This window comes from Brevundimonas sp. A19_0, assembly GCF_017744255.1.
GTDB lineage: Bacteria > Pseudomonadota > Alphaproteobacteria > Caulobacterales > Caulobacteraceae > Brevundimonas.
On sequence record NZ_JAGHQP010000023.1, the window covers coordinates 1 to 21972 of the forward strand.

Annotated in this window: 25 protein-coding genes and 1 riboswitch; of the genes, 15 read left to right on the forward strand and 10 right to left on the reverse strand. The window is 68.0% G+C overall.

All coding sequences use genetic code 11. The annotated features are described in order from the left end of the window. Positions 1–246: 246 nt before the first annotated feature. On the forward strand, positions 247–432 hold the full coding sequence (locus tag J7346_RS15235; protein WP_209120554.1) for a hypothetical protein: 186 nt from the start codon (positions 247–249) through the stop codon (positions 430–432). 14 nt (positions 433–446) lie between these two features. Here J7346_RS15235 and J7346_RS13815 read toward each other — a convergent pair whose 3' ends face one another. Then, positions 447–722: a DUF2312 domain-containing protein gene (locus tag J7346_RS13815; protein WP_123287087.1), complete on the reverse strand. Its 276-nt coding sequence runs from the start codon at positions 720–722 to the stop codon at positions 447–449. Positions 723–872: 150 nt separating this feature from the next. Next, positions 873–998 (reverse strand): type B 50S ribosomal protein L36, encoded by a 126-nt coding sequence (gene ykgO / locus J7346_RS13820; RefSeq protein WP_006274063.1) that lies wholly within the window; start codon positions 996–998, stop codon positions 873–875. A gap of 260 nt (positions 999–1258) precedes the next feature. On the opposite strand from ykgO, the gene J7346_RS13825 reads away from it, so the two are divergent. Genes J7346_RS13825 through J7346_RS13835 form a run of 3 tightly spaced genes read left to right on the forward strand, consistent with a single transcriptional unit; the run spans position 1259 to position 3767 of the window. Beyond that, positions 1259–2548 (forward strand): lytic murein transglycosylase, encoded by a 1290-nt coding sequence (locus J7346_RS13825; RefSeq protein ID WP_209120555.1) that lies wholly within the window; start codon positions 1259–1261, stop codon positions 2546–2548. A 56-nt stretch (positions 2549–2604) separates the two neighbouring features. Continuing rightward, a complete protein-coding gene (gene lspA, locus J7346_RS13830; RefSeq protein ID WP_209120556.1) occupies positions 2605–3135 on the forward strand; it encodes a signal peptidase II in 531 nt (176 codons plus the stop codon). A 59-nt stretch (positions 3136–3194) separates the two neighbouring features. Continuing rightward, positions 3195–3767: a DUF3035 domain-containing protein gene (locus tag J7346_RS13835; protein WP_209120557.1), complete on the forward strand. Its 573-nt coding sequence runs from the start codon at positions 3195–3197 to the stop codon at positions 3765–3767. Positions 3768–3774: 7 nt separating this feature from the next. Here J7346_RS13835 and ispH read toward each other — a convergent pair whose 3' ends face one another. Further along, positions 3775–4734 carry a 4-hydroxy-3-methylbut-2-enyl diphosphate reductase gene (gene ispH, locus J7346_RS13840; RefSeq protein ID WP_348521517.1) on the reverse strand — a complete coding sequence of 320 codons (960 nt, stop codon included), beginning with the start codon at positions 4732–4734 and terminating at the stop codon, positions 3775–3777. Between the two features lie 148 nt (positions 4735–4882). Here ispH and J7346_RS13845 point away from each other — a divergent pair, with 148 nt between their 5' ends. From J7346_RS13845 to J7346_RS13890, 10 genes are all read left to right on the forward strand, one after another. After that, on the forward strand, positions 4883–5539 hold the full coding sequence (locus tag J7346_RS13845) for a Tat pathway signal sequence domain protein (protein ID WP_209120559.1): 657 nt from the start codon (positions 4883–4885) through the stop codon (positions 5537–5539). Further along, positions 5536–7338 (forward strand): arginine--tRNA ligase, encoded by a 1803-nt coding sequence (gene argS / locus J7346_RS13850; RefSeq protein ID WP_209120560.1) that lies wholly within the window; start codon positions 5536–5538, stop codon positions 7336–7338. Before J7346_RS13845 ends, argS begins: the two co-directional genes overlap by 4 nt. Before the next feature lie 38 nt (positions 7339–7376). After that, positions 7377–8384 carry an adenosine deaminase gene (locus tag J7346_RS13855; RefSeq protein ID WP_209120561.1) on the forward strand — a complete coding sequence of 336 codons (1008 nt, stop codon included), beginning with the start codon at positions 7377–7379 and terminating at the stop codon, positions 8382–8384. 46 nt (positions 8385–8430) lie between these two features. Further along, positions 8431–8528, forward strand: a riboswitch (glycine riboswitch). 132 nt (positions 8529–8660) lie between these two features. After that, positions 8661–9770, forward strand: a complete 1110-nt coding sequence (gene gcvT, locus J7346_RS13860; RefSeq protein WP_209120562.1) for a glycine cleavage system aminomethyltransferase GcvT — start codon at positions 8661–8663, stop codon at positions 9768–9770. A 23-nt stretch (positions 9771–9793) separates the two neighbouring features. After that, positions 9794–10159: a glycine cleavage system protein GcvH gene (gene gcvH / locus J7346_RS13865; RefSeq protein WP_209120563.1), complete on the forward strand. Its 366-nt coding sequence runs from the start codon at positions 9794–9796 to the stop codon at positions 10157–10159. 22 nt (positions 10160–10181) lie between these two features. Continuing rightward, on the forward strand, positions 10182–10565 hold the full coding sequence (locus J7346_RS13870; RefSeq protein ID WP_209120564.1) for a hypothetical protein: 384 nt from the start codon (positions 10182–10184) through the stop codon (positions 10563–10565). Between the two features lies 1 nt (position 10566). After that, positions 10567–11913, forward strand: a complete 1347-nt coding sequence (gene gcvPA, locus J7346_RS13875; RefSeq protein WP_209120565.1) for an aminomethyl-transferring glycine dehydrogenase subunit GcvPA — start codon at positions 10567–10569, stop codon at positions 11911–11913. Between the two features lie 20 nt (positions 11914–11933). After that, positions 11934–13508, forward strand: a complete 1575-nt coding sequence (gene gcvPB / locus J7346_RS13880) for an aminomethyl-transferring glycine dehydrogenase subunit GcvPB (protein ID WP_245157902.1) — start codon at positions 11934–11936, stop codon at positions 13506–13508. Between the two features lie 43 nt (positions 13509–13551). After that, positions 13552–14493, forward strand: coding sequence for an SDR family oxidoreductase (locus J7346_RS13885; protein ID WP_209120567.1), 942 nt, complete (start codon positions 13552–13554; stop codon positions 14491–14493). Between the two features lie 98 nt (positions 14494–14591). Next, a complete protein-coding gene (locus J7346_RS13890; protein WP_245157900.1) occupies positions 14592–15065 on the forward strand; it encodes a DUF6789 family protein in 474 nt (157 codons plus the stop codon). Between the two features lie 65 nt (positions 15066–15130). On the opposite strand, the gene J7346_RS13895 is transcribed toward J7346_RS13890, so the two are convergent. From J7346_RS13895 to J7346_RS13925, 7 genes are all read right to left on the reverse strand, one after another. Then, a complete protein-coding gene (locus tag J7346_RS13895; RefSeq protein WP_209120568.1) occupies positions 15131–15643 on the reverse strand; it encodes a F0F1 ATP synthase subunit B in 513 nt (170 codons plus the stop codon). Continuing rightward, positions 15643–16236 (reverse strand): hypothetical protein, encoded by a 594-nt coding sequence (locus J7346_RS13900; protein WP_209120569.1) that lies wholly within the window; start codon positions 16234–16236, stop codon positions 15643–15645. The genes J7346_RS13895 and J7346_RS13900 overlap by 1 nt, the downstream gene beginning before the upstream one ends. 76 nt (positions 16237–16312) lie before the next feature. Then, a complete protein-coding gene (locus tag J7346_RS13905; RefSeq protein ID WP_209120570.1) occupies positions 16313–16537 on the reverse strand; it encodes a F0F1 ATP synthase subunit C in 225 nt (74 codons plus the stop codon). A gap of 49 nt (positions 16538–16586) precedes the next feature. Next, positions 16587–17378, reverse strand: coding sequence for a F0F1 ATP synthase subunit A (locus J7346_RS13910; RefSeq protein WP_209120571.1), 792 nt, complete (start codon positions 17376–17378; stop codon positions 16587–16589). 7 nt (positions 17379–17385) lie between these two features. After that, a complete protein-coding gene (locus J7346_RS13915) occupies positions 17386–17745 on the reverse strand; it encodes an AtpZ/AtpI family protein (protein WP_209120572.1) in 360 nt (119 codons plus the stop codon). Between the two features lie 154 nt (positions 17746–17899). After that, positions 17900–19651, reverse strand: coding sequence for a DNA repair protein RecN (recN, locus tag J7346_RS13920; protein ID WP_209120573.1), 1752 nt, complete (start codon positions 19649–19651; stop codon positions 17900–17902). 88 nt (positions 19652–19739) lie between these two features. After that, positions 19740–20600: an outer membrane protein assembly factor BamD gene (locus J7346_RS13925; protein ID WP_209120574.1), complete on the reverse strand. Its 861-nt coding sequence runs from the start codon at positions 20598–20600 to the stop codon at positions 19740–19742. 227 nt (positions 20601–20827) lie between these two features. Here J7346_RS13925 and J7346_RS13930 point away from each other — a divergent pair, with 227 nt between their 5' ends. Further along, positions 20828–21763: a ribose-phosphate pyrophosphokinase gene (locus J7346_RS13930; protein ID WP_209120575.1), complete on the forward strand. Its 936-nt coding sequence runs from the start codon at positions 20828–20830 to the stop codon at positions 21761–21763. Positions 21764–21972: the final 209 nt, after the last annotated feature.

A 21972-nucleotide genomic window follows, 5' to 3' on the forward strand; every position in this document is an offset into this window, starting at 1 on the left:
CAATCCCCACCCACCCCGCCGCCCCCTCCGTCACGGCGCTGACGCGCCGCGCCACCTCCCCGCAAGCGGGGAGGAGATGAGCAACGCCGCTTCACACCATTCAGACTATTCAGACGGTGTTTTCGGCCGTTTCCACGGCGGCAGTTCGCCACTGGCCTTGCGGGTGATCTCTTTCAGCTTGCGGCCCTGCAGGGTCGACAGGGCCTTGCCGGGGGCGCCCTTTTCCGGGTCGGCGAAGGCGCGTCCGTGTTCTGTGATCCGTTCGGACAGCGAATCGAGGAATTCGCTTTCCCATTCCGACAGGTCGACGCCCTCGGCCTCGGCGGTGCGGCGGGCTTTCTTCAGGGCGCGAAGGGCAGCGCGCTGGGCGGCCTTGCGCTCGGCCGCGCGCAGCTGCTCCAGCGTCGGCCGTTCCGGGCGGTCAGGCTTTGACCGCCGGATCAGGTTCAGATCTCGCCGAGGGCGGACAGATAGAGGTCGAGGATCGCCTCTTCCTCCTGGCGCTTGGCCTTGTCCTGCTTGCGGATGCGCAGCACCTTGCGCAGCACCTTCACGTCATAGCCCTCGCCCTTGGCTTCGGCGAAGACCTCCTTCATGTCGCCCATGACGGCCTGCTTGTCCTCTTCCAGCCGCTCCAGCCGCTCGATCAGGGTGCGCAGGCGCCCCTGGGCGGTCGAGGTCAGGACGTCGGGGCTGGATTCAAAGGCGGCGTCGTCGGCCATGGCGGTCTCCGCAGGCAGGAACTGGATAGGCGAACAGGCTTAACGGCTGGGCCGGAACGGCTCAACGTCAGGCACGAAAAAGGCCGCGGACAGTGTCCGCGACCCTGTGGATGGATCGGCCGGCCCCGGAGGACCGGCAAGCCGCCGTGCTTAGCCTTGCTTGGCCTTGAAGCGCGGATCGGTCTTGTTGATCACATAGACCACGCCCTTGCGGCGCACGATCTTGCAGTCGCGGTGGCGACCCTTGAGCGACTTGAGAGAGCTGCGGACCTTCATGGTCTTTTGTCCTGCGGGCTGGTCAGAATAGAAAAAGCCACAAGGCGGACTTGCGGCGGAGCGGTGCCTATAAAGAGAGGTGGCCCGGACGTCAACGCCTGTGTCACCCCAAATCCGGCCGCCGCCTCACGGGCCTGTGTCCCGGGGGACGCACCTCTCGCCCCGAAGCCGCCATCATGGCAACGCTTTCTTGGCACGAAACGCTTAGCCTCCAGATACCGGCTGCCAGCCCCGCGACAGGACCCAGACGACACGTGATCATGCGCCTTTCCACCCGCCTCATCCTGTTTGCAACGGTCGCGGCCTGCGCGCCCATGCTGCCCGAACCGCCCCTGCCCGGCCCGGCGCCCGTGCAGCCCGGCACCCCCACGCCCTCGGGGCCCTCGACGCCGTCGACCAACCCGGCGACCCCGGCCACCGATCCGGTGCCCGATCAGGCGGGCTTCGAGGGCTGGAAGCAGGGCTTCCTCGACCGCCACGGCGGCGCCCGCAGGGCCGACTATGCCCGCGAGCTGGCGGGCCTCAACCCCGACCCCACCGTCATCCGTCTGGACGGCAACCAGCCCGAGTTCTCGCGACCGGCCGGCGCCTATGTCCAGAATGCCGTCACCCCGACCCGCATCGCCCAGGCGAAGCAGCGCGCCGACCGGGTGCCGTGGGCGGTCGTCCAGCGATTCGGTGTGCCCACCGAGATCCTGCTCGGCATCTGGGCCCAGGAGAGCGCCTTCGGCCAGGTCCAGGGCGATTTCGACGTGATCCGCTCCCTCGCCACGCTTGCCTATGACGGGCGGCGCCGCGACTGGGCGGAAAGCCAGCTCAAGGACGCACTGGACATCGTCATCGACGGTCGTCGCGCCCGCTCGGGCCTCAAGGGCAGCTGGGCCGGCGCCATGGGCCAGACCCAGTTCATGCCCGACAACTATCTGCGTCTCGGCATCGACCAGGACGGCGACGGCTATGTCGATATCTGGGGCTCGGACGCCGACGCCCTGGCCTCGGCCGCCAATCTGCTAGCCCAGGCCGGATGGAAGCGCGGCCAGAGCTGGGGGTATGAGGTCGTCCTGCCCGAGGGCTTCGACTACGGCCTCGCCGAAGGCGCCCGCCACGACTGGGCCTTCTGGCGGGCCCGCGGCGTGCAGCTCGCCCATGGCGGCGAGCCCACCCAGGCCGAACAGGCCGAGGGGGCCACCATCCTGCTGCCCCAGGGCGCCCGCGGCCCGGCCTTCCTCGCCCTGCCCAACCACTATGTGATCCGCCGCTACAACAACTCGGTCTCCTATGCCCTCGCGATCGGCCTGACCGCCGACGGCATCCAGGGCAAGCCGGGCCTGACGCGGGCCTGGCCGGACGACGCGCCCCTGTCCCGCGAGCAGCGGATCGGCACCCAGCGCGCCCTGACCAGCCTCGGCTACGACACCCAGGGGATCGACGGCATCATCGGCTCGAACACCCGCGCGGCCCTACGCCAGTGGCAGATCGACAACGGCCGTCTGGCCGACGGCTATCTGACGGCCGAGTTGGCCGACGAACTGATCCGCATGACACGCTGAGCCGGGGCCGGATTTTGCTTCGCCTTGCCCCTCCTTCCTGCTAACCGCCTGCGGTCATGAGAATCCCGCGCATCACCTGGGCCGCCTACGGCTTTGCCCTGACGATCATCGTCCTCGACCAGCTGACCAAGGCGTGGGTCCTGACCCGGCTGGGCACGACCGACCTGTCGCTGATTCCCAACGGCTTCCCGCTGGCGGACGTCTGGCCGCCCTACTTCCGGCTGACCTATCTGCTGAATGACGGCGTCAGCTTCGGCCTGCTCGGCGGCGGCGCGGGGCGCTGGCTGCTGTCGATCTTCTCGGTCGGGGTAGCGGGCCTGCTGGCCTGGTGGGCGACGCGCGCCGACCGCCGCCTGCTGATCACCGCTATCGGCCTGGTCATGGGCGGAGCCCTGGGCAATGTCATCGACCGCGTGCGTTTCGGCGGCGTGGTCGACTTCCTCGATTTCTCCGGGACCGGCGTCTTTCCGTGGGTCTTCAACATCGCCGACAGCGCCATCACCATCGGTGTGATCCTGCTGATCCTCGACGCCTTCCTGTCCGAACGGCAGGGTCGCGAGGTTGGCCTCGCCAACGAAAAGTCGTAATCACAGGGTCTTCACTAAGATCCCAGGTGCCCGTCGCGCCACAGGAGCCGAGCCTATCCATGCGTAACCGTAAAGTTCTCGCCCTCGCCGTCGTCGCCGTGTCGGCCCTCTCGCTGCAGGCCTGCACGGGCTTTCGCCAGAGCGTCGGCCTGACCAAGGTCACCCCGGACGAGTTCCTGACCGTGTCGCGGGCGCCCCTGTCGGTGCCGCCCGAGTACGGCCTGCGCCCGCCGGTCCCCGGCCAGCCGCGCCCGCAGGACGTGACCCCCGAGCTGGTCGCACGCCAGATCCTGGCCTCCGAGCGCCAGTCGGTGACCCGCTCGGCCGGCGAACAGGCGCTCGCCAGCCGCGTCGGCGCCGGCACCGGCCAGATCGACGGCACGATCCGCTACGTCATCGACGACCAGTTCGGCGACATCGCCCACAAGGAAGAGAACTGGGCCAACCGCGTCATGTTCTGGCGCCGCGACGACCCCGCGACCCAGACCGAGACCCGCATGCTGACCGCCGACGGCGTGGTGCCGATCGACGCCGCTTCGGAGTATGAGCGTCTGCAGGCCCTGACCGGCGGCCAGAACGCCATCGTCATCGAGCCGCGCCGCAGCGGCGGCTTCAAGCTGCCGGGCCTCTAGGGCTCCCTCAGCTCAGAAGCGCCCGCGGCAGCTTGAAGGTGACGGCCTCTCTGACGCCGTCATCCTCGACCACCGAGGCATCGAAGCGCTCGGCAATCGCGGCGACCAGGTCGGCGATCAGGCTTTCCGGTGCCGAGGCCCCGGCGGTCACGCCGACCGTCTGAACCCCGTCGAACCAGCGCCAGTCGATGGCCGAGGCATCGTCGACCAGCCGGGCATCCCGGGCACCGGCGCGCAGGGCGACCTCGACCAGTCGGGCCGAGTTCGACGAATTGGCCGAACCGACCACCAGCACCAGATCGCTGCCCTCGCCCAGTCGCTTGACCGCCTCCTGACGATTGGTCGTGGCGTAGCAGATGTCCTCCTTGTGCGGGTCCGGCAGCTCCGGAAACCGGGCCTTCAGCACCGACAGGATTTCTGCGGTATCGTCGACCGACAGGGTCGTCTGGGTCGCATAGGCCAGCGGCTGATCGCCCGGACGCTGGAAGGCCTGGGCGTCCTCGACGGTCTCGACCAGCGAGATGGCGCCTGCCGGCAACTGGCCCATGGTGCCGATCACCTCGGGGTGCCCGGCGTGGCCGATCAGGATGATGTGGCGGCCCTCCTCGTGGCGCCGCTCGCATTCCACGTGGACCTTGGACACCAGCGGGCAGGTCGCATCCAGAAAGAACATCTCGCGGGACCGGGCCGCCTCCGGCACCGATCGCGGCACACCGTGGGCCGAGAAGACGACCGGCCGGTCGTCGGGACACTCGTCCAGTTCCTTGACGAAGACGGCGCCCAGTGCCTTCAGCCGCTCGACCACGTGACGATTGTGCACGATCTCGTGCCGCACGAAGACGGGCGCTCCATATTTCTCGAGCGCCCGCTCGACGATCTGAATCGCCCGGTCCACGCCGGCACAGAAGCCGCGGGGGGTGGCCAGCCGCACGGTCAGCGGACGCGGTTCGGGGGAGGTAGACGGCACCATATCCATGCCTCCAAACTAGGCGTCCTCGGGCCCCGGCGCCACCGGCTGTTTGCGGTGCCTCGCTTTAGCCGTTATCAGCGGGAAGGTGTCGCCTTGGAATTCGGGGCGAACCGGCCCACCCAACCCGGGAAATGTAGAGACACAGATGCGTCGCGTTCTTGCCCTTGCCTTCGTCGCCGCCGTTTCGCTGGCCGCCCTGCCCGATGCCGCCCAGGCGCAGAGCCGTCCCCAGAACGGGCAGACGGCGGACGGCAATTCGACGGAAACCCGCCAGCGCACCCGCGTCATGCCGCTCAGCCGCCGCGCCAATGCGGGCCCCTGCCCGGTTGTCCGGATCCTGTACGACGCCGCCCGCTACGTCGAGCTTCAGGACCAGCGCGCGGTTGCCGCCAACGTCGGCTACACCGGCGAGATCGAGGGCGTGACCTCCGACTGCCGCTATCGCGACGATGATCCGATCGTGGTCGACACCAACATGCTGTTCGCGCTGGGCAAGGGACCGAGCGCCGAGGGAGACGGCCGCACCTATCGCTATTGGGTGGCGGTCACCAGCCGTGACCAGGCCATTCTGGCCAAGGAATATTTCGATCTGCCCGTTCAGTTCGACGGCCAGGACAGGACCCGGGTCAGCGAGTCGCAGACGATCGTCATTCCGCGTGCCTCTGCCCAGACCTCGGGTGCCAATTTCGAAATCCTGATCGGCTTCGACGTGACGCCGGAGATGGCCGAGTTCAACCGCGTCGGCAGCCGCTTCTGCGTCGACGCCTCGGGCACCAGCGCCGGGACCTGCATCAACCGATGACCGATCTGAAATCGCGCCTCGGCGAAGCGGTCGCGGCCGCCTTCGCCGCCGAAGGCGTGGCCTCGGACAAGGTTCGGGTCACGGCCTCGGATCGCCCCGACCTCGCAGACTTCCAGTCCAATGCGGCTCTCGCTGTCGCCAAGGCGCACGGCACCAATCCCCGCGATCTGGCCGGACGTGTGGCTGCGCGGCTTGAGGGCCATCCGGACCTGACCTCGGTGGAGGTCGCCGGCCCCGGCTTCATCAATCTGGTGGTCTCCCCCGCGGCGCTGGCCTCGCGCGCGGCCGAGGTTCTGGCCGATGACGTCCATCGCGGTGCCGCGCCGGTGACCGACAGCCGTCGCGTCATGATCGACTATGCCGGGCCGAACGTGGCCAAGCCGATGCACGTCGGCCACCTGCGCTCGTCCATCATCGGCGAAAGCCTGAAGCGGCTGTTCCGCTTCCGCGGCGATCAGGTGTGGGGAGATGCCCACTTCGGCGACTGGGGCTTCCAGATGGGCCTGCTGATCGTCGCACTCGCCGACGAAGGCGGGGCCGAGCCTTTCATGGCCGACGGGGACGGCCCCTTCCCGGCCGACAGCCCGGTCTCGCTGGAAGATCTGGAGCGCCTGTATCCGCAGGCTGCCGCCAGGGCGAAAGAGGACGTCGGCTTCCGCGACCGCGCCCGCAAGGCGACCGCCGAGCTGCAGGCCGGACGGCCCGGCTACCGCGCCCTGTGGTCGCACTTCGTGGCCGTGAGCCGCACGGCGCTGGAGCGGGAGTTTTCTGCGCTGGGCGTGACCTTCGACCTGTGGAACGGCGAGTCGGACGCCGATCCTCTGATGGCCGGCATGATCGCCGATCTGGAAGCCAAGGGCCTGCTGGTCGAGGATCAGGGCGCGCGCGTCGTCCACGTCGCCGGCCCGGGCGAGACCCGCAAGAAGAAGCTGGAGGACGGCTCGGTCGTCGAGGCACCCAGCCCCCCGCCCCTGCTGGTTGTCTCGTCGGAGGGCTCGGCCATGTATGGCACCACCGACCTGGCCACCATCGTCGACCGCCGCAATCGCATCGACCCGCAGCTGATCCTGTACGTCGTTGACGAGCGTCAGGCCGAGCATTTCGAACAGGTGTTCCGCGCCGCGCGGCTGGCGGGCTATGCCGCCGACGGCGAGCTGGAGCATCTGGGCTTCGGCACCATGAACGGGCCGGACGGCAAGCCCTTCAAGACCCGCGCCGGCGGTGTGCTCAAGCTGCACGACCTGATCACCACGGCCACCGACAAGGCCCGCGAGCGCCTGAAGGAAGCCCGGCTGGGCGACGACCTCGCGCCAGAGGCCTTCGACGACACCGCCCGCAAGGTTGCCGTCGCGGCGCTCAAATTCGCCGACCTGTCGAATGCCCGGACCACCAGCTACGTCTTCGACCTCGACCGCTTCATCAGCTTCGAGGGCAAGACCGGCCCCTATCTGCTGTACCAGTCGGTGCGCATCAAATCCCTGCTGCGGAAGGCCGGTGATGCCGCGCCGACCGACACGCCGATCCGCGTCGACGAACCGGCCGAGCGCGACCTGGTCCTGACGCTGGATGCCTTCTCCGGCGCCGTCTCCGACGCCTATGACAAGCGCATGCCGCACCTGGTGGCCGAACACGCGTATCGGCTGGCCCAGTCGTTCTCGAAATTCTACGCCGCCTGCCCGATCCTCGGCGCAGAGGACGCTGCCGTGCGCGCCTCGCGTCTGGCCCTGTCGCAGGCGACGCTCGCCCAGCTGGAACTGGCGCTCGATCTGCTGGGCATAGCGACACCGGAACGGATGTAGCCTAGTCTCGCGGGGCTGCACGTCCCGGGAGCCCAGCCATGTCCATGCACGATTTCATCGCCGGCCTGCCCAAGGCTGAACTGCACCTGCACATCGAGGGCTCGCTCGAGCCCGAGCTGATGTTCGAACTGGCGAAGCGGAACAAGGTGTCCCTGCCCTTCGACAGCGTCGAGGCCGTGCGGGCCGCCTATGATTTCTCGAACCTGCAGGACTTCCTCGACATCTACTATGCCGGGGCCGATGTGCTGCGCACCGAGCAGGACTTCCACGACCTGGGCCTGGCCTATTTCCGGCGCGCAGCCGCCGACAGCGTGCGCCACGCCGAGATCTTCTTCGACCCCCAGACCCACACCGACCGGGGCATCCCCTTCCAGGTCGTGATCGACGGTCTGCTGTCCTCGATGGATCAGGCCCGGTCAGAGCTGGACGTCTCGTCGCAACTGATCCTGTGCTTCCTCCGCCACCTCGACGAGGACGCGGCGTTCGAGACGCTGAAGGCCGCCGAGCCCTGGCGGGACCGCATCCTCGGCGTGGGACTCGATTCCTCGGAGGTCGGCCACCCGCCGTCGAAATTCCAGCGGGTGTTCGAGCGCGCGGGCGAGATGGGTCTGAAGCGCGTCGCCCACGCGGGCGAGGAAGGGCCGCCGGACTACATCTGGGAGGCGTTGGACCTGCTCAAGGTCGACCGCATCGACCACGGCAACCGCGCCATGGAGGATCCGGCCCTGATCCGCAGATTGGTCGACGACAACATGACCCTGACGGTCTGCCCCCTGTCGAACCACAAGCTCTGCGTGGTCGACGACCTCAGCCACCACCCCCTGCCCGCCATGCTGGAGGCCGGTCTCAAGGTCACGCTCAACTCCGACGATCCAGCCTATTTCGGCGGCTATGTGAACCGCAACTATGAGGCCATGGCCGACCAGACGGGCGTCACCCGCGACCAACTGGTGGAGATCGCCGTCAACAGTTTCTCGGGCTCCTTCCTGCCCGAGGCCGACAAGGCGCGGCATATTGCCGATGTGCGGGCCTACGCAGACGCCTGATCCATGCTGGGCGCTTGACTCCGGACGCGGCTACGCACAGGGAAGGCGGGCTCTCGCGGGAGAGATCGGGGTCTCGGTTCTGGCCCCGGAGCCGAAGGCGCAACCGCCCCGGAAACGCTCAGGCAAAAGGACCGCGAGGCGCGTCAGACGCTGGAAAGAGCCCGGCCGGGCTCGCCGACGGAGCAAGGCGAACCCGTTCGCCGGAATCTCTCAGGCTTCGAGACAGCGGGGGCTTCACGGGGCGGGAAACCGTCTGCGATCGAGAGCCTGACACCGATGACCGAACTGAAGACCACGCCCCTCAATGCCGCTCACCGGGCGCTCGGCGCGCGCATGGTCGGCTTCGGTGGCTATGACATGCCGGTCCAGTACGAGGGCGTGCTGGCCGAGCACCGCTGGACGCGCGAGCACGCCGGCCTGTTCGACGTCTCGCACATGGGCCAGGCGAAGATCACCGGCGCCGATGCCGTCAGCTGGTTCGAGCGGTTCGTGCCCGGCGACTATCAGGTCCTCAAGGCCGGCAAGCAAAAATACTCCCTGCTGCTGAACGAGGACGGCGGCATCATGGACGACCTGATGGCCGGAAAGCCCGACCATGCGGGGCTCTATGTCGTGGTCAACGCCGGCAACAAGGAAGAGGACTTCGCGTATCTCCAGGCCCGACTGGAGGGTGACGTCACCCTCACCCGTCTGGAAGACCGTGCCCTGCTGGCCATTCAGGGGCCCGAGGCCGCCGAGGTCATGGCGGTGCACGAGCCCGTGCTGGCCGAGATGGGCTTCATGGAGTGCGCCCGCCTGATGCTGTTCGGCGCCGACTGCTTCATCTCCCGCTCGGGCTATACGGGCGAGGACGGCTACGAGATCTCGGTGCCCGCCGACCAGGCCGAGCGTATCTGGAACACCCTGCTGGAAGACGCCCGGGTCAAGCCGATCGGTCTGGGTGCCCGCGACAGCCTGCGCCTCGAGGCGGGTCTGCCCCTGCACGGCCACGACATCGACCCGACGACCAGCCCGGTCGAGGGGGCCCTGACCTTCGCCCTGTCGAAGTCGCGCAAGGAACGCGCTGACTTCCCCGGCGCCGACCGCGTCCTCAAGGAACTGGCCGACGGCCCGGCGCGGGTTCGCATCGGCCTGCACGTCAAGGAAGGCGCCCCGGCCCGGGAAGGCGCCGAGATCGCCGATGCCAAGGGCACAGTCGTGGGCAAGGTCACCTCGGGCGGCCCCTCGCCGACCCTCGGACACAACATCGCCATGGGCTATGTTCCGCCGCACCTGTCCGAACTGGGCACGGAGCTGAAGGTCATCGTGCGGGGCAAGCCGGCCGCCGCCACCGTCGTCGCCATGCCGTTTGTGGCGCAACGCTATTATCGCAAACCCAAAGCCTGATTGGGCCTCAGGAAGGATCAGCCATGAAATTCACCAAGGATCACGAGTGGGTCAAGCTGGACGGTGACGTCGCCACCGTCGGCATCACCAAACACGCCGCCGACCAGCTGGGCGATGTCGTCTTCGTCGAGACCCCCGAGGTCGGCAAGACCGTCGGCAAGGGCGACAGCTTCGCCGTGGTCGAGAGCGTCAAGGCCGCCTCGGACGTCTATGCCCCCGTCGCGGGCGAGGTGGTCGAGGCCAATGACGCCCTGTCGGGCGCCCCGGAAACCGTCAACGCCGACGCCGAGGGCGAGGGCTGGTTCGCGAAGATCAAGGTCTCGGACGCCTCGCAGCTGGACGGCCTGATGGATCGCGCCGCCTACGACGCCTTCCTGGCCACCCTGTAAGCAACCCGGCAGGAAGACGCGCATGAGCAAGCTCCTTCTGACCGCCAGTGCCGCCTTCCTGTTCGTGCTGGGAGTGGCGCTGAACTTCGCCCCGGCCGAGGCCGTTCGCCTGTCCGGCCTGGAAGGCACCAGTGCCGTCCCGTTCCAGCTTCTGGCCGGCGCCCTGATCGGCGTGGCCCTGATGAACTGGTTCTCGCGCAGCAGCGTGTTCGGCGGCGTCTACGGGCGCCCGCTGGGACTGGCCAATGTCGTGCTCTTCGCCGTCGGGGGCATTTCCCTCGCCCGTGGCGCCATGGAGATCGGCTCACCTGTCCTGTGGGGCCTGACCGCCATCTACGGCCTGTTTGCCCTCGCCTTCATCTGGGTGGTCTTCATCGCCGCCCGCTTCTCCCCTCCCGGAAACTAGCATGCGCTACCTCCCCCTGACGCCCGACGACCGCGAGGCCATGCTGGCCGCGATCGGTGTGAAATCCATCGATGACCTGTTCGTCGACGTGCCTGCCGCGGCCCGTCTGGACGGCCCTGTCGACCTGCCCCGCGTGGCGGGCGAGCTGGAGGTCGAGCGGGCGCTGGGTGCCCTGGCGGCCAAGAATGCCACCGCCGGGAACGTGCCCTTCTTCTGCGGCGCCGGGGCCTACAAGCACCATGTGCCGGCGACCGTGGACCACATCATCCAGCGGTCGGAATTCCTGACCAGCTACACCCCCTATCAGCCGGAAATCGCCCAGGGCACGCTGCAGTACCTGTACGAATTCCAGACCCAGGTCGCGAACCTGACGGGCATGCCGGTGGCCAATGCGTCGCTGTATGACGGCTCGACCGCCATGGCCGAGGGCGTGCTGATGGCGACCCGCGTCACCCGCCGCAACAAGGCCGTCATCTCGGGCGGCGTCCATCCCCACTACGTCAAGGCGACCGAGACCGTCGTGCACGCCGTCGGCGTCGAGACCCAGGCCCTGCCGGCTGCGGTCGATGCCGAGGCCGCCGTGATCGACCAGATCGGCCCCGACACCGCCTGTGTCGTCGTCCAGACCCCGAACATCTTCGGCACCGCGACGGACGTCACGAACATTGCCGAAGCCGCCCATGCGGCCGGCGCCCTGCTGATCGTCGTCGTCACCGAGGCGGTCTCAATGGGCCTGCTGAAGTCGCCCGGCGAGATGGGGGCCGATATCGTCGCCGCCGAAGGCCAGTCGATCGGCAATGCCCTGAATTTCGGAGGCCCCTACGTCGGTCTGTTCGCCACGCGCGACAAGCTGGTGCGCCAGATGCCCGGCCGCCTGACCGGCGAGACCGTCGACGCCGACGGCGAGCGCGGCTTCGTCCTGACGCTGTCGACGCGCGAACAGCACATCCGCCGCGACAAGGCGACCTCGAACATCTGCACCAACTCGGGCCTCTGCACCCTGGCGTTCAGCATCCATATGAGCCTGCTGGGTGAAACCGGCCTGCGCCGGCTGGCCCTGCTGAACCACGAAAAGGCCGTGGCGACCCGCGATGCGCTGGCCGCCATTCCGGGCGTGGAGGTCCTGACCCCGCGCTTCTTCAACGAGTTCGCGGTGAAGCTGCCCAAGCCCGCCGTCGAGGTCGTCGAGCAGCTGGCGAACCACCACATCCTGGCCGGCGTGCCCTACAGCCGCCTCGCCCCCGATGCCGGCATGGACGATGTCCTGCTGGTCGCGGCGACCGAAACCACCCTCGATGCCGACATCCAGATCCTGGCGAAGACCCTCGCCAAGGTTCTGGCGAACTGAGGACCGGACCGATGAGCACCATGAACACTGTTGGCCGTCCGACCACGCCGAACGCCGTCGAGAGCAAGCCGGCGACCCTGACGGGCGGGCGCGGCCTGTTGCAGAACGAGGGCCTGATCTTCGAGGGCGAAGGCTGGGGCAAGACCGGCGTCGACCTGCCGGCGCCGAAGGGCGATGCCTCGGACCTCGGCGACCTGGTTCGCCGCGACCCGATCGGCCTGCCCGGCCTGTCGGAGCCCGAGGCCATGCGCCACTATGTGCGCCTCAGCCAGAAGAACCACGCCATCGATCTGGCCATCTATCCGCTGGGCTCGTGCACGATGAAGCACAACCCGCGCCTGAACGAGAAGATGGCACGCCTGCCGGGCTTCTCGGACATCCACCCGCTGCAGCCCCAGTCGACCGTCCAGGGCGCGCTCGAGCTGATGGACACGCTCAGCCACTGGCTGACCACCCTGACCGGCATGCCGGCGGTGGCCCTGTCGCCCAAGGCGGGCGCGCACGGCGAGCTGTGCGGCCTGATGGCCATCCGCGCCGCCCACCGCGCCGCCGGACACGGCCTGCGCTCCGACAAGCCGCGCAACAAGGTGCTGGTGCCCACCAGCGCCCACGGCACCAATCCGGCGACCGCCGCCTTCGTCGGCTATACGGTCGTCGAGATCGCCCAGACCGAGGACGGCCGGGTCGATCTGGCGGACCTCGAGGCCAAGCTGGGTGACGACGTGGCCGCCATCATGGTCACCAATCCCAATACCTGTGGCCTGTTCGAGCGCGACATCCTCGAGATCAGCCGCCTGACGCACGAGGCCGGCGCCTATTTCTACTGCGACGGGGCCAACTTCAACGCCATCGTCGGCCGGGTTCGCCCGGGCGATCTGGGCGTCGATGCCATGCACATCAACCTGCACAAGACCTTCTCGACCCCGCACGGCGGTGGCGGCCCGGGTGCCGGTCCGGTCGTGCTGTCGGAGGCGCTGGCGCCCTTCGCCCCGGCCCCCTGGGTCGTGAACACCGGCGACGGCTTCAAACTGGTCGAGCGCGAAGAGGATGAGGCCGAACAGGCCTTTGGCCGCCTGTGTGCCTTCCAGGGCCAGATGGGCATGTATGTCCGCGCCCTCAGCTACATGATGAGCCACGGCTCGGACGGCCTGCGTCAGGTCGCCGAGGACGCGGTGCTGAACGCCAACTACATCAAGGCCCGTCTGCAGGACCTGATGAGCCCGGCCTTCCCCGAGGGGCCGTGCATGCACGAGGCCCTGTTCGACGACGAATGGCTGAAGGGCACGGAGATCACCACGCTCGACTTCGCCAAGGCGATGATCGACGAGGGCTTCCACCCGATGACCATGTACTTCCCGCTGGTCGTGCACGGGGCCATGCTGATCGAACCGACCGAGACGGAGTCCAGGGCCGAACTGGACCGCTTCATCCACGCCATGCGCGCCCTGGCCGGGGCCGCAAAGGCCGGCGACAAGGACCGGTTCAAGGGGGCACCCTTCCACGCCCCGATGAAGCGTCTGGACGAGACCCGGGCCGCCCGACAGCCGGTCCTGCGCTGGACCGCGCCGGACGGCTCCAACATGGCGGCGGAATAGGGCTTCCCTTGCAGGCTCCCCGTGTCGACCCGACATGGGGAGCATGACTGCCTTCACGACACGCGACATTCCCGACCTCACCGGCCAGCGCGCCATCGTCACCGGTGCCAACAGCGGTACGGGCTTTGAAACTGCCAAGGCGCTGGCCGCCCATGGCGCCGACGTCATCATGGCGACGCGCAGCCATGACCGCGCCATGGACGCGATTGCCGACATTCGCGCGCAGCAGCCCGATGCGACGCTGAGGTTCGAGGCGCTGGACCTCGCCAGCCAGGCCTCGGTGCAGGCCTTTGCCGAGCGCATGCTGGCGGAAGGACGGCCGGTGGACATCCTGATCAACAATGCCGGCGTCATGGCCCTCCCCCGCCGCGAGGAGACGGAGGACGGCTTTGAACGGCAGCTGGCGACCAACTACCTCGGGCATTTCGCCCTGACCGCCCGGCTCATGCCCCTGCTCCGGAACGGCGGCGCCCGGGTCGTGCAGCTGTCCAGCATCGCCCACCGCCAGGGCCAGATCCGCCTCGACGACCTGAACTACACCGAGGGCTACAAGGCCTGGCCCGTCTATGCCCAGTCCAAGCTGGCCATGCTCATGTTCGCCCTTGAACTGGATCGCCGCAGCCGGGCGCACGACTGGGGCCTGACCAGTGTCGCCGCCCACCCCGGGATCGCGCGCACCGGCCTGATCGCCAATGGTCCGCTGACCGGATCGCGCATCGGGCGGTCTCTGCACCGCTGGATCGTCCGGCCGCTGATCGAGCCTCTGGTGACCCACAGCCAGGCCGCCGGCGCCGTGCCAATCCTGATGGCCGCCACCTCGGCCGAGGTGACGGGCGGCGCCTATCTGGGCCCGACCGGCCGGCGCGAAATCAAGGGGCCGCCCGGGCCTGCCGTGCCCTCGGACCAGGCTCTGGACGCGGATGTCGCGGCGCGGCTGTGGGACCAGTCCACCGCCCTGACCGGCGTCTCCTGGCCCGGCGACTGACCCCGCGCACGGCATTGTGAACGCGATCTCCCCTCATAGGCGTATGATGACCCTGCGTAATCAGAACCCATAATCAAGCGTTGGGAGGCGCAATGGTCATGATGTCACGCGTTTACAAGGGCATGATTGCCGGTTTCATCGCGGCACTCGCAGTAACCGCCCTCGAGGTCGCCCAGTATCTGATCGGGCCCTGGGCGGTCAGCTTTCCCAGATTGGTCTCCGTGATGCTCGGGATGGACTCCGTCACCTGGATTGGCTGGGTCGGACACTTTGCCGTCGGCACCCTGATACTGGGCCCGCTGTTCGGCATTCTGTGTCCGCGCATGCCGACCGAAACACCCGAAACCAAGGGCATCGTCTTCGCCGTCGGGGCCTTCCTGATCATGGGGCTGACCATCGCCCCGCTGACGGGGATCGGTGTGTTCGGCATCCGGGCCGGCTTCATCTCGGTGGCCTGGCTGGTCCTGACCCACGCCGTCTTCGGCGCCGTGCTGGGCAATGTCTACGCCCGCATGGTGGGCACCGCCTGGCGCCAGTCGCGCGTCCGGGATCACGTCCACCTTGCGCACTAGCCGGATATGAGAACGGCCCCGGAGCAGGCGCTCCGGGGCCGTCTTCGGTCAGCTTGCGCCGGGGTCTAGTTCAGGCGCGTGCCCAGTTGGGCGATCGCGTCATCGACCATCGGATCGGTCTTCTGGGAGGCCAGACGGGCGGCCAGAATGTCTTCCGCGGCCTTCACGGCCAGATCAGCCGCCGCAGCCTTCACATCGGCCGTGGCCTGGGCCTCGGCCTGGGCGATGCGACGCTCGGCCAAGGTCTGACGACGGGCCAGCGTCTCTTCCAGCTTGGCCTTGGCTTCCTCTTCCATCCGGCGCGCATCGGCCTCGGCAGCCTTCAGCATGTCGGCGGCCTGGGCCTCCGCTTCGGCCTTCTCCTGCTGGATCTGGGCCAGAAGAGCCTCGGCCTCGGTGCGCAGACGCTGGGCTTCATCCAGCTCGGACTGGATCTTGGTGGCCGTGGCGTCGAGTTGGCCGCCAATCAGTTTGGGAACACCTGCCACGACCAGAATGGCCAGGAACAGGACCAGCCCGACGGCGACCCAGAGCTCCGGGTTCGACAGGTCGTAGAGATGCGGATTGAAGAATTCCATCAGGCGGCTCCCTTGACGGCTTTATCCACCTCGGCCGCCGTCGGCGCCTTGCCGGTCAGACGCTCAACGACCGCCCTGGCGGTGTCGGCGGCCACGGCGGACACATGGGTCATGGCAGCGTCACGCGTCTTGCCGATAGCTGCCTCGGCCTCGGCGATGCGGGCCGCGACGACGGCCTCTTCCTCCGCGGCGCGGGCATTGGCCTGTTCCGTTACGCGGGCCTTGGCATCCGCCGCCGTTGCGCGGGCGCGGGCGCGGGCGGACTCGACGTCCTTCTTGGCAGCCTCGGCTTGACCAGCGGCCTCGTCCTGCACGCGGCGGGCGGTGTCGACCGCGGCCGCGATCGTGCCCCGGCGTTCGTCAAACACCTTCCGCATGCGCGGAGCGAAGACGCGGGCGATCAGAACGTACAGGATCAGGAACAGGAAGATCAGATAGACGATCTGCCCGAACCAGTGCTGGAATTCGAACTGCGGCAGTCCCCCCGAGGCGTGTTCGCCGCCGTGGGCCGCTTCGGTGGTGGCGTGGGTGTCCGCGACGTCGACCGCGTAGGGCGCGTCAGCAGGCACGGCAGTGGTCGAGGGCGTCGTCATTCTGGACCCGGTCGTCAGGAAAGTTCAAAGGGCGGCCGGCGGTGGTGTCCTTGGACACCACCGCGGCCCGACAGGATCAGGAGATCCAGATCAGGATGCCCATGACGAACGCCAGGATGCCCAGGGCTTCGGCCAGGGCGGCGCCGACGAACAGGTTGCCGATTTGCGACGCAGCGGCCGACGGGTTGCGCAGGGCACCCGACAGGAAGCTGCCGAAGATGTTGCCGACGCCGATACCGGCACCGATCATGCCGCACATCGCAATGCCGGCACCGATGAGCTTGGCGGCTTGAGGATCCATGGTTCTCTAGTCCTGTGGTAGTTGGGTTGGAAGGTGACTGAACCGGCCCTTAGTGGGCGTGATCCAGGTTGACCACATCGTTCAGATAGATGCAGGTCAGAACAGCGAAGACGAAGGCCTGAAGGAAGGCCACGAGGAACTCCAGGGCGGTCAGACCGACCACCATGCTGAGCGACAGGGCGGCGCCGGGAATACCCATGAAGCCGAGCCCGCCGCCGGCAGCCAGCGCACCGAGCGAAACCACGAATCCGGCGAACACCTTCAGGGCGATGTGGCCGCCCATCATGTTGCCGAACAAACGCAGCATCAGCGTGATCGGACGCAGCATGAAGGAGAAGAACTCGATCAGGCCGACGACCGGTCGCATGGCCAGCGGCGCGCCGGTGGGCCAGAACAGCTTGAGGAATTTGAACCCGTTCTTCCAGATGCCGACCAGCACCACCAGGCCAAAGGTGATCAGGGCAAAGGTCGCGGTCACCGCCAGCTGCGACGTGGCGGTGAAGCTCAGGAACATGCCCAGCATGTTCATGCCGAGGATGAAGGTGAAGATCGTGAAGACGAACGGGAAATACTTGCGTCCGTCGTGGCCGATGATCGAGTCCGTCATGTTGTCGATCAGGCCAAAGACGCCCTCGCCCACCGTCTGCAGGCGGCCCGGGACAACCTTCGCCCCCGAGGTCGCGACCTGCAGGAACAGGACCACGGCCAGGAAGGCCAGCGTCATCGCGAGGTGCGAGTTGGTGAACGCCAGATGCACCGTCCCGACCACGGGCAGGGTGACTTCGCCGAAATCCATGCCCGGCAGCGGCGTAACCTGAAACTGATGTAGCGGATCGGCCATCTGGCGATCAGGCTCCCTGGTCGTCGTCGTCAAAGGGAACCGACTTCGGCTCCCCATACTGTTTGGCCTCGGCCATCAGGCGTTGCGCCGTGCGCCACGCCATCCACACCGAGACGGCGAAGCCCAGCAGGACGCCGCCGATCAATCCCCAGGGCGTGGTCCCGGCAAAGTGGTCCACGCCGAATCCGATCGCCAAGCCCACGAAGACGCCACCGAGCAGATCGGCGACGATCTTCCATGCCTGACTGGCCGCCGCGTGCCCGGCCATTTCGGCCGAAACCTTGGGCGTCGTCCTCGCCTCCAGATCGGATGCGCTTCGGGTGAGACGAGCGATCGCCTCTTCACGCGATTCCGGGGGCAGTGACATGAGCGGCCTCAGCGCTCCGGCAGGTGCCGGAGGGGGTCTGAATTCGGCGCGGAACCTATAGGGGGGCGCGCGTCAGGTCAAGGCGCTGTGAACGCGGCTTCAAGTGCCGAAAAGACAGGGAAATTTGGCCCCGAAGTGACCCTGTGGCGATGCGTCACTGGGCGGGGTTGTCGATCAGGCGACGGGCAGCGGCTCGCGCCTCGTCCGTCACTACGGCACCAGACAGCATGCGGGCGATCTCCTCCCCCTGCTGGCTTGCATCCAGCACCTCGACCGTCGTGAAGGTCGCACCATCGCGATCGCCCTTGCGCACCTTCCAGTGGGTGTGGCCCCGGGCCGCGACCTGCGGGCTGTGGGTCACCACCAGCACCTGGCCGCCCTGCGCCAGCCCCTGCAGGCGGCGTCCGACCGCCTCGGCCACGGCGCCGCCGACACCCTGGTCCACCTCGTCAAAGATCATAACGGGCTGGGCCTGATCCGGTCGGGCCGCCAGCGCCGCCTTCATCGCCAAGGCAAACCGCGCCAGTTCCCCGCCAGAGGCCACTGTGTCCAGCGGCCCGAACGGCTGACCCGGATTGGTCGAGATTTCGAATCGGACCGTCTCGGCGCCTCGCGGGCCCCGTCGGTCCTCGGCCAGCGGTTCCAGCGCCACGCGGAACCGGGCCCGGTCCAGCTTCAGCGGTCCCAGCTCTTCGGCCACCGACCGGGCCAGACGCTCTCCGGCCTCGGCCCGTCGCGCCGACAGGGCTGCGGCTGCCGTGTCATAGGCGGCGCGCGCGGCGGTCACCGCCCGCTCGGCCGCAGTCAGCGCCTCGGCTCCGTCCTCGATCAGCCGCAGTTGGTCGCGCAGTCGCTCGCGCAGGCGCGGCAGGTCCTCGACCGTGGTGTTCAGCTTGCGGGCCGCAGCGCGCAGGGCAAACAGCCGCTCCTCAGCCTTGTCGAGACGGCCCGGCTCGACGTCGAGTGCGTCCGCCGCCTGATCCAGTTGGGCCACGGCCTCCATGGCCTCGACCAGGGTCCGGTCGATCGCCTCGGCGGCGGCGGCCAGCCGCAGGACCACCGGATGGTCATGGCCCGAGACCTCGGACGCCGTGCCCGCATTCTCTGCCTCCAGCCGCACGGCCTGAAGGGCGCGGCCCCGCGCATGCTCGACCGCGCGGAGCGCCGCGGACAGACGTTGGGACAGCTTGTCGCCGCCCAGCGAATCGCGGGCCTCGGACAGATCCGCCAGCGCTTTTTCCGCCGCGCCCAGCAGGGCCCGTTCGCCGGCCAGTTCGGCTTCCTCCCCGGCGCGGGGGGCGAGCGCGTCCAGTTCGTCCAGCGCCAGCGTCAACTCTTCGACGCGTGCCGCCGCAGAACTGGCTTCGGCCTTCAGCTCTTCCAGATGGCGCTCGGCCTCGCGGCGCGCCTCATGAGCAGCAGCCACCGCCGCCACCTCCCCCGCCAGACCGCCGTAGGAGTCGAGGGCAGCAGGGTGGGTGCGGGCGTCCAGCAGACCGACCGTCTCGTGCTGGCCATGCACCTCGACCAGGCCCTGGGCGAGAGACCGCAGGGCCGTCACGCCCACTGCCTGATCGTTGATGAAGGCCCGGCTGCGCCCGTCCGCACCCAGCACCCGGCGCAGGATCAGCTCGCCGCCCGGCTCGACCTCGAGGCCGCGCTCGCGGGCCTCGGCCAGCCATTCGGGATCGGTGGGGGCGTCGAAGACCGCCGTGGCCACGGCCTGGGCCGCTCCGGCCCGGACCAGCCCGGCATCGGAGCGCGCGCCCAGCGCCAGCCCCAGGGCATCGAGTATGATCGACTTGCCGGCCCCGGTCTCACCCGTCAGCACCGTCAGCCCCGACCCGACCTCAAGGTCCAGCCGGTCGACCAGCACGATGTCGCGAATCGACAGGGCGGTCAGCATGGGCAGCCGCCTCTCGCGCGGTCAGGATGATTCGACATGCCGCACATCATAGCGCCGCAGACCGGACTGACGATGCGGGGCCGGGCACTCAGCCCGGAATGATGCGGCTCAGCCAGCCCTCGCGGCGCGCCTCGGGCTCGACCTCGGGGCGATCGCCCTGACGGGTCAGCAGGGTATAGGCCTCGGCGTACCAGGGGCTGCCCGGGAAGTTGTGCCCCAGCACCGCGCCATTGCGGACCGCCTCGTCCTTCAGGCCCAGCTCGAGGTTGACCTCGACCAGACGATAGAGGGCCTCGGGCGCATGCGAGGTGCGCTGGAAGTCGGGATTGTCGACCACGACGCGATAGCGGTTCATGGCCGCCAGCGGCTGGTGGGCGCGCTGATAGTAGCGGCCAATGGCCATTTCCTTGCCGGCCAGCTGGTCGTTGACCATCTCGATCTTGACCAGCGCATCCGACGCATAGGCCGTGCCGGGATAGCGGCGGGCCACATCCTTGAGCGCCGCCAGGGCGTTTTCGGCATAGCCCTGCTCGCGACCCACGTCGGTGATCTGCTCGAAGAAGCAGATCGCCTTCATGTAATAGGCATAGGCCGCCGAGGGATTACCCGGGAACAGCTGGATGAACCGGTCCGACGCCGCGATTGCCTCGGCATAGTTGCCGTTCTGATAGTAGGCGTAGATCTGCATCAGGATCGAATGCCGCGCCCACTCGGAATAGGGGTGCTGACGTTCCACTTCCTGGAAATAGTCGATGGCGTCACGCCAGCGCCGACGCTCCAGCCGATCGTAACCGGTATTGTAGAGCATCTCCACGGGACGCTCTTCATAGGCCAGCTTGGGGCGCGCACGCGTATTGCTGCAGGCGGCCACCGTCAGCGACGCCACAAGGACGGTCGACAGGATCAGACCGGAGCGGAATTTGGAAACAGGCACTGATTGCGACCCCATGGTTACCGGCCGGAGGGCGCGCCGGGGCGGCCCTTCGGAAGACGAAGCGATCTCTACACCAGCGAAACCCAAGCGCCAATCACATGCACCCCGCGCCCGGAATTGATCCGGAATAGGTGTGAATGCAGCTTGATGCGTGACGCCCCGCTGTTAAGAAGCGCCCACATCACGGACGCTCCCCTCTCCTCCCTATTGGCGATCCGATGACGGCGAAAGGATGACGGGCCATGAAGCTGCTGTCCGGCAATGCCAACAGGACCCTGTCCAGGGCCATCGGCGACCACCTCGACATGCCGCTGACGCGGACGGAGGTTAAGCGCTTCGCCGACAATGAGGTCTTTGCCGTCATCGAGGAGAATGTTCGGGGCGAGGACGTCTTCGTCATCCAGTCGACCAGCTATCCGGCCAACGACAATCTGATGGAGCTGCTGATCATGACGGATGCCCTGGTTCGGGCGTCGGCCAAGCGGATCACCGCCGTCATGCCCTACTTCGGCTACGCCCGTCAGGACCGGAAGACCGGCGGCCGCACCCCGATCTCGGCCAAGCTGGTCGCCAATCTGATCACCCGCGCAGGGGCCGACCGGGTCCTGACGATGGATCTGCACGCCGGCCAGATCCAGGGCTTCTTCGATATTCCCACGGACAATCTGGTCGCCACCCCGGTGCTGGCCCAGGATATCCGCGAGAACTACGCCCGGGGCGACGACCTGATGATTGTGTCGCCCGACGTCGGCGGCGTGGTCCGGGCCCGCTCGCTGGCCAGCCGCCTGAATGTCGACCTGGCCATCGTCGACAAGCGCCGTCCGCGGGCCGGCGAGAGCGAGGTGATGAACATCATCGGTGACGTCGAAGGACGCCGCTGCATCCTGTTCGATGACATCGTCGATTCCGGCGGAACACTCGTGAATGCGGCCAAGGCGCTGATCGACCAGGGCGCGACCGAGGTGTCGGCCTATATCAGCCACGGCGTCCTGTCCGGCCCTGCCGTTCAGCGGGTGACCGACGGCCCGCTCAAGGAGCTGGTCATCACCGATTCCATCGAGCAACCGCACGAAGTCGCGACCTGCAAGAAGATCCGCACGGTCTCGGTCGCTCCCCTCATAGGCGAGGCGATCCGCCGAATCGCCAATGAGGAGTCGGTTTCCAAGCTGTTCGATTAACGGTCGGAAAACGCTTCATCCCGCGTTATAAGGAACCGGATCGCGACGCCGTCATCGGCGGCGCCCGAGTATCTTGAGTGGGGAAGCCCTTTCCATGACCCGAGTCCTTCGGTCCACCACCGCCCTGTCCCTGGGGCTGAAAGGCGGCACCCTCGCTGCCCTCGCCATGATCGCGGCGTGTGCCGCCACGGAACCGGAGCCGCCACCCC

Coding starts and splice junctions, on each gene's coding strand:
- J7346_RS13930 (WP_209120575.1), top strand. CDS start 20,828: ATGAAGCTGCTGTCCGGCAATGCCAACAGGACCCTGTCCAGGGCCATC.
- gcvPB (WP_245157902.1), top strand. CDS start 11,934: ATGAACACTGTTGGCCGTCCGACCACGCCGAACGCCGTCGAGAGCAAG.
- J7346_RS13910 (WP_209120571.1), bottom strand. CDS start 17,378: ATGGCCGATCCGCTACATCAGTTTCAGGTTACGCCGCTGCCGGGCATG.
- gcvT (WP_209120562.1), top strand. CDS start 8,661: ATGACCGAACTGAAGACCACGCCCCTCAATGCCGCTCACCGGGCGCTC.
- ykgO (WP_006274063.1), bottom strand. CDS start 998: ATGAAGGTCCGCAGCTCTCTCAAGTCGCTCAAGGGTCGCCACCGCGAC.
- J7346_RS13900 (WP_209120569.1), bottom strand. CDS start 16,236: ATGACGACGCCCTCGACCACTGCCGTGCCTGCTGACGCGCCCTACGCG.
- J7346_RS13915 (WP_209120572.1), bottom strand. CDS start 17,745: ATGTCACTGCCCCCGGAATCGCGTGAAGAGGCGATCGCTCGTCTCACC.
- lspA (WP_209120556.1), top strand. CDS start 2,605: ATGAGAATCCCGCGCATCACCTGGGCCGCCTACGGCTTTGCCCTGACG.
- J7346_RS13855 (WP_209120561.1), top strand. CDS start 7,377: ATGTCCATGCACGATTTCATCGCCGGCCTGCCCAAGGCTGAACTGCAC.
- gcvH (WP_209120563.1), top strand. CDS start 9,794: ATGAAATTCACCAAGGATCACGAGTGGGTCAAGCTGGACGGTGACGTC.
- J7346_RS13845 (WP_209120559.1), top strand. CDS start 4,883: ATGCGTCGCGTTCTTGCCCTTGCCTTCGTCGCCGCCGTTTCGCTGGCC.
- J7346_RS13835 (WP_209120557.1), top strand. CDS start 3,195: ATGCGTAACCGTAAAGTTCTCGCCCTCGCCGTCGTCGCCGTGTCGGCC.
- J7346_RS13825 (WP_209120555.1), top strand. CDS start 1,259: ATGCGCCTTTCCACCCGCCTCATCCTGTTTGCAACGGTCGCGGCCTGC.
- J7346_RS13895 (WP_209120568.1), bottom strand. CDS start 15,643: ATGGAATTCTTCAATCCGCATCTCTACGACCTGTCGAACCCGGAGCTC.
- gcvPA (WP_209120565.1), top strand. CDS start 10,567: ATGCGCTACCTCCCCCTGACGCCCGACGACCGCGAGGCCATGCTGGCC.
- argS (WP_209120560.1), top strand. CDS start 5,536: ATGACCGATCTGAAATCGCGCCTCGGCGAAGCGGTCGCGGCCGCCTTC.
- J7346_RS13885 (WP_209120567.1), top strand. CDS start 13,552: ATGACTGCCTTCACGACACGCGACATTCCCGACCTCACCGGCCAGCGC.
- J7346_RS13925 (WP_209120574.1), bottom strand. CDS start 20,600: ATGGGGTCGCAATCAGTGCCTGTTTCCAAATTCCGCTCCGGTCTGATC.
- J7346_RS13870 (WP_209120564.1), top strand. CDS start 10,182: ATGAGCAAGCTCCTTCTGACCGCCAGTGCCGCCTTCCTGTTCGTGCTG.
- J7346_RS13890 (WP_245157900.1), top strand. CDS start 14,592: ATGATGTCACGCGTTTACAAGGGCATGATTGCCGGTTTCATCGCGGCA.
- J7346_RS13815 (WP_123287087.1), bottom strand. CDS start 722: ATGGCCGACGACGCCGCCTTTGAATCCAGCCCCGACGTCCTGACCTCG.
- recN (WP_209120573.1), bottom strand. CDS start 19,651: ATGCTGACCGCCCTGTCGATTCGCGACATCGTGCTGGTCGACCGGCTG.
- J7346_RS13905 (WP_209120570.1), bottom strand. CDS start 16,537: ATGGATCCTCAAGCCGCCAAGCTCATCGGTGCCGGCATTGCGATGTGC.